This window comes from Thermoanaerobaculia bacterium (assembly GCA_035260525.1).
Classification (GTDB): Bacteria; Acidobacteriota; Thermoanaerobaculia; order UBA5066; family DATFVB01; genus DATFVB01.
Map to the genome: position 1 here is coordinate 1 of DATFVB010000281.1, position 5,600 is coordinate 5,600.

General features: G+C 66.1%; 7 protein-coding genes. All 7 read right to left on the minus strand.

The annotated features are described in order from the left end of the window. The coding region (locus VKH46_13670) for an ATP-binding cassette domain-containing protein (protein ID HKB71890.1) at positions 1-388 on the minus strand (388 nt) is incomplete at its 3' end. A gap of 83 nt (positions 389-471) precedes the next feature. Next, entirely contained in the window at positions 472-1,281 is an 810-nt protein-coding gene (gene pstA, locus VKH46_13675; GenBank protein HKB71891.1) for a phosphate ABC transporter permease PstA, read from the minus strand. A 44-nt stretch (positions 1,282-1,325) separates the two neighbouring features. Then, a complete protein-coding gene (gene pstC / locus VKH46_13680; protein ID HKB71892.1) occupies positions 1,326-2,291 on the minus strand; it encodes a phosphate ABC transporter permease subunit PstC in 966 nt (321 codons plus the stop codon). A 61-nt stretch (positions 2,292-2,352) separates the two neighbouring features. Beyond that, on the minus strand, positions 2,353-3,375 hold the full coding sequence (gene pstS / locus VKH46_13685; GenBank protein ID HKB71893.1) for a phosphate ABC transporter substrate-binding protein PstS: 1,023 nt from the start codon (positions 3,373-3,375) through the stop codon (positions 2,353-2,355). Positions 3,376-3,440: 65 nt separating this feature from the next. Beyond that, positions 3,441-4,523 (minus strand): porin, encoded by a 1,083-nt coding sequence (locus VKH46_13690; GenBank protein ID HKB71894.1) that lies wholly within the window; start codon positions 4,521-4,523, stop codon positions 3,441-3,443. Between the two features lie 133 nt (positions 4,524-4,656). After that, complete coding sequence (locus VKH46_13695; GenBank protein ID HKB71895.1) at positions 4,657-5,352, minus strand: hypothetical protein; 696 nt, start codon at positions 5,350-5,352, stop codon at positions 4,657-4,659. 46 nt (positions 5,353-5,398) lie between these two features. After that, a complete protein-coding gene (locus tag VKH46_13700; GenBank protein HKB71896.1) occupies positions 5,399-5,566 on the minus strand; it encodes a hypothetical protein in 168 nt (55 codons plus the stop codon). Between the last annotated feature and the right edge of the window lie 34 nt (positions 5,567-5,600).

The window sequence follows — 5,600 nt, forward strand, 5'->3', positions numbered from 1 at the left end:
GCGCTGCCGACTGCAGGCTCGCTTCCACGCGGCCGCGCAGTTCCTCGCGGGAACGGGTCAGCCGGTTGATGCGCAACCCGTACGCGACATTGTCGAAAATCGACTTCGGAAACGGGTTCGACTTCTGGAACACCATGCCGACGCGGCGGCGAAGGTCGACGACGTCGACGTCCCCTTTGTAGATGTCGATGTCGTCCAGCAGCACGTCGCCGACCACGCGGGTGCCCGGAATGATGTCGTTCATCCGGTTGAGGCATCGCAGGAACGTCGACTTGCCGCAGCCGGAGGGGCCGATGAGCGCCGTCACCGAGTTCTCCGGGATCGCGAGCGAGACCCCGTGAAGGGCCTGGACGTGTTCGTAGAAGAAGTCGAGGTTCCGCGTCTCCATGCGGACGGCGGCGTCCTCGCTCCGCGGCTCCGGCTCCCGGACCGTGACTCCGGGCGCCTCGAGTTCCGTCGGGGTCATCGCGCTCACCCCACGTTCATTCGCTCGAGCCGGCGCGTGGCCACGCGGGCGAGCATCGAAAACGCCAGGACGATCGCGACGAGCACGAGCGCGCCGGCCCAGGCCTGGCGGTGCCAGTCGTCGTACGGCGAGATGGCGTAGTTGTAGATCTGCACCGTCAGCGAAGCCGTCGGCTGGTCCAGTCCCGGTGCCCAGAACTGGTTGTTGAACGACGTGAACAGGAGCGGAGCCGTCTCTCCGGCGATCCGGGCGACGGCGATCAGAACGCCCGTGATGATGCCCGGAAGGGCGCTCGGCAGCACGACGCTCCATACCGCCCTCGCCCTCGAAGCCCCGAGCGCGAGCGCTCCCTCGCGGAGGGAGACGGGGACGAGCCGGAGCAGCTCCTCGGTCGAGCGCGTGATGATCGGAACCATCATGATCGCGAGCGCGACGGCGCCCGCGATCGCCGAGAATCGCTTCATCGGGAGGACCACGAGGCCGTACGCGACGATGCCCACGACGATCGAGGGGACCCCGTTGAGCACGTCGGCGCAGAATCGAACGAGGGTGGACGTGCGAGAACCCGGGAACTCGGAAATGTAGATCCCCGCTCCGATTCCCGCCGGGACGGACGCCGCAGAGGCCAGGCCGATCAGCTTCAGCGTCCCGACGATCGCGTTCGCCATTCCGCCCCCGGTTTCCCCCGAGGGTTTCGGCAGCTTCGTGAAGAATGCCGGGTTGAGCGCGGAGATGCCCCGGCTGACGATGTAGAAGAGGATGAAGCCGAGCGGCAGCAGCGCCAGGACCACGGCGGCCGCGCAGAGCGTGGACATCGCCCGCGAAACGAAACGCCGCCGAGCGCTCGAGCGGTGGGCGTTCACGCCGGCTCCGGAAGGCGGGCGGGAGTCGCCCGCGGCCGCGGCCTTCGCTCGCGCGACACGGACCAGATGAGGAACCTCGAGAGGACGTTGATGGCGAGCGTGATCGCGAAAAGCACGAGACCGATCTCGATCAGGGATTGCAGGTACAGGTCGCCCGTCGCCTCCGTGAACTCGTTGGCGATCACGGCGGCCATCGTGTACTGCGGCGCGAAGAGAGAAGCGGAGATCTGCGGGCTGTTTCCGATCACCATGGTCACGGCCATCGTCTCTCCGAGGGCTCGCCCGAGCCCCAGAAAGACCGCTCCCAGGATCCCCGATCGGCCGTACCGGACGACGATGCGGATCGTCTCCCACTTCGTCGCCCCGAGCGCGTACGCCGCCTCGCGCTGGGACTGGGGAACCGCCCGAAGGACCTCTCGCGCCACGGAGGAGATGTACGGCACGATCATGATCGCCAGGATGATCCCGGCGGCGAGCATCCCGATCCCGTATGGCGGCCCGGAGAAGATCGGGAGGTTCGACAGGCGGCTGCCCGCGATGGCCGTCTCGACCTTTCGGACGAGCGGGACGAGCACGAAGATGCCCCACAGGCCGTAGACGATGGACGGAACCGCGGCCAGCAGGTCCGTCAGGAACCCGAGTCCGCGGCGGAGCCGGAGAGGGCCGACCTCGACGATGAAGATCGCGATCCCGAGCGCCACCGGCGCGCCGAGCAGAAGCGCGATGAGGGAAGAGTAGAGAGTCCCCCAGATGAACGTGTAGGCGCCGAACTCGCCGTTGACCGGATCCCAGTCCTTGTTGGTCCAGAACTTCCACCCGAACTCGTGAATCGGCACGCGCGAATTCCGGAAGAGCTCGAGTCCGATGACGACGGCGATCCCGACGACGAGGAACGCGGCGAGGCCGGTCGCCGCCCGAAAGCCCGCGTCCGACCAGGGAATGCGCCGCCGCGTTCTCGCCATCAAGGTTTCTCCCGTCCCTCCTCCGGGGCGCCGCTCGGACGCCCCGGAAGGGGAGCTCGAATCACTGCTGCAGCTTGTCGACCGCGGCTTCTTCCATCCGGATCACTTCGCGCGGAAGGGGAGCATAACCGAGGTCGGCGCAGTACTTCTGGCCGTCCCCGAGCATCCAGTGGAGGAAGTCCTTCATGATCTTTCCGCGGACGGCATCGCTCGGGTGCCGATACACGAGCAGCCAGGTGAACGACGCGATCGGATAGGCGTCGGGACCGGGCGCGTTCACGATCGACACGCGGAAGTCCGCCGGCATTTTCCGAGCCGCGGCGGCGGCGGCGGCCGTGACCCCGCCGAGAGTCGCCTTGAGGAACTTGCCGTCGGCGTTCTGGACGAAACCGTATGCGATGTGGTTCTGGAGGGCGTAAATGAGCTCGACGTAGCCGATCGCGCCCGGCTGCTGGCGGACCTGCCCGGAGACTCCCTCGCTCCCCTTTCCGCCGACGCCGACGGGCCACTTGAGCGACGTCGATACGCCGACCTTCGTCTTCCACTCCGGGGAGACCCGCGAAAGATAGTCGGCCCAGATGTAGGTCGTGCCCGAGCCGTCGGCCCGGTGGACGACGGCGATCGGAAGCGCGGGGAATTTGACACCCGGATTGAGCTTCGCGATCGCGGGATCGTTCCATTTCGTGATTCGGCCCAGATAGATGTTCGCCAGCACGGGCCCGGTGAATCTCAGATCCACCTTGACGCCGGGAATGTTGTACATCGGCACGACTCCGCCGAGCACCGTCGGGAAATGCATGATGCCGGGCGCCTTGGCCATCTGCTCCGGCGTCATCGGCCCGTCCGACGCCCCGAAATCGACCGTATGGGCGGTGACCTGTTGGATTCCTCCCCCCGATCCGATCGACTGATAGTTGATCTGCACGTTCGGGTGGATCTTGTTGTATTCGGAGAACCACTTCGTGTAGATCGGCGTTCCGAACGTCGAACCGGCGCCGTTCAACTGGATGGTCTGGGCGCCTGCGGAAACCGCTCCGAACAGGGCGGCTGCCGCCACGGCCAGGATCTTCGCTACTCGAGTCATCGCTTCACCTCTATCCTTTTCCAGTCTTTCGATTCCGTGTTAAATGCGCGTTAACAGGGCGTGAATTAGAAGTTAATGAGGGTGTGGACGGCCCAGCGTTTCTCGTCGGGGTTCGTGAGGGACGCCTCGTAGCGGACGTTGGTGTAGTCGAGCATCACGGCCGTCTGGACCCCCTTGAACGTCGGGAACCAGTAGGCGACGCCGCCGATCACCCGCTTCTTGCGGCCGCTCACGGTGTCGTCGGGCTTGAGATCGTCGTAGCGGACGAGCGCTTCGAGGCCGAACGGGGTGCGCGGATTCGCCCAGACCGTGTAACCCTTGGCGTGCGTCTCCGCCGACGCGGCGGTCTTCTGGTCTTTCGCATCGAGATAGTAGCCGCCGGCATTCAGATACGCGCTCTCGTACGTCGCGCCGACGATGTAGCGCTCCCTCTTGTTGCTGTCGACGTAGTGATCGGTGTCGTAGTAGCCGTTGATCCGCAGCCCCTTGACCCCCTCGACCCCCGGCGCCGGCCGCAGCGAGGCGCGGATCTGGATCGACTTCTGGTCGTTGAGCTCCGTGTGGTTGTACCCGTCGCCGTTGTAGACGCCGACGTGAACGTCGCCGTAGTTGGAAGGAAAGCTGTAGTGGCCCGACAGGCCGAAGTCGGAGGAGGCCAGATACCCTTCCGCGTCCACGAACGTCGGCCCCTGGAAGCGGTACCGATAGATTCCTTCGTCGTAGTCGATCCACGGAGCCGTCTGCAGGCCGAGTTTCGCCCAGGAGCCGCCGGAACCGAGCGCTTTCGACAGATCGAACTGAGCGAACGCGTACTTGAGCCGGAAGACGAGGCTGCCGTTGTTCGAGCTCGTGGAGCTCGTCTCCCGGTTGATGTCGGGAGTGATCCGGAACGAGATCATCCGAGAGAGGTTCCCGGTCACGTTGATGTAGGCGCGGCTGACGTTGAAGGCGTTCGGGTGGACCGTGTCGCCGTTGGCGTCGGTCGTCGTCGGTTCGTCGTTGTAGGTGTAGTCCGAGAAGATCGTCGCGCCGATCTTGAAACTCGGTGTCCCCTCCACCGTCTCCTGCGCCGCGGCCGAAGCCGCGAGAGCGACGGCGGCGATTCCGACGACGATCGTCGTCAGGATGTTCCTCGTTGGAAGCCTCATGCGTTTTCCTCCTTTTTCGGAGCGCAATGTAGGTCGGGGGCGTTTTCGAAAAACGAAGAGCGTGTAAATTCGGATTGAAGCGGCCCCGCACATCCCGCCGCCGGCCGTGGATCGGGTAAGAAGCTTGCGACGCTCAATCGGAACGGCGGGGCGAGCCGGGTTCCGGAGCCCGGGCGAGGGCCGGGCGGAGTCGGCGGGCGACCTCCCACGCGATCGTCCCGGCGACCGACCCCGCGGGCCGCCCCTGGGACCATGCCACCGAGAGCCGGAATCCCGATTCGACGAAGAGATACACGCCGAAGAGGAGCACGTTCTCGGGCAACGGCAGGAGCGCGACTCCCGCGATGCCGCGGATCGTCAGCGAGAAGGTGCTCAGGAATCCGAACACGAAGAGCGGCAGCGCCGAAACGAGGGTCAGGAGACTCGCCGGCGCGTCGTACTCGTGCTCCCAGCGGTCCTGCACCTGCGCCGGCAGGTGCCCGGCGAGCGGAGAAAGAACGAGGAGGAGGTGGCGCATCCGGCGCCCGCGCCGATCGTCGGTCCGCTCCCGCGCGCGCCGCGCCTCGCTTTCGTCGTCGTACTTTTCGAGGACCCGGATCGTGTGGCGGTCCTCCCACGGCGAGAGCGTGTACACGACGCCCGCTCCGGCGGGTTCGGCGGCGATCACTTCATAGAGCGCGCCGTCCCAATCGAGGGCCGTGCCGGGATGCTCGGCCGCCGTGCGCGTCCGCGGCCGGCGCGCGCGCCATCGCTTCGACGCCGGCGCCGCGATGGTCCAGCGGGCATCGGGTCCCGGCGCCGCCCGGTCCCGACCGTGTGCGGAATTCATGCGCGAAAGTATAGGTCCGTGGCGCCGTCACGTTCTCTTCCGACGCTCACGCGCCGGCGGAGGTCGGCTGGGGGTACGACCGCACGATCGCCCACGCGCGCGAGGCCGGCGCGCGCGAATACGTCACGTTCGAGAAGAAGAAGCGGACCGCGCATCCGCTGCCGCCGGCGTAGCCGGCGGAAATCCGAATTTCGAAATCCGAAACTCGAAACAAGCACAAATTTCAAAAGCTCAAACTTCGAAACGGG

What these genes read in the sequence shown, in the direction of transcription:
- pstA (HKB71891.1), bottom strand. Translation starts at nt 1,281, where the DNA reads ATGTCCACGCTCTGCGCGGCCGCCGTGGTCCTGGCGCTGCTGCCGCTC.
- pstC (HKB71892.1), bottom strand. Translation starts at nt 2,291, where the DNA reads ATGGCGAGAACGCGGCGGCGCATTCCCTGGTCGGACGCGGGCTTTCGG.
- pstS (HKB71893.1), bottom strand. Translation starts at nt 3,375, where the DNA reads ATGACTCGAGTAGCGAAGATCCTGGCCGTGGCGGCAGCCGCCCTGTTC.
- VKH46_13690 (HKB71894.1), bottom strand. Translation starts at nt 4,523, where the DNA reads ATGAGGCTTCCAACGAGGAACATCCTGACGACGATCGTCGTCGGAATC.
- VKH46_13695 (HKB71895.1), bottom strand. Translation starts at nt 5,352, where the DNA reads ATGAATTCCGCACACGGTCGGGACCGGGCGGCGCCGGGACCCGATGCC.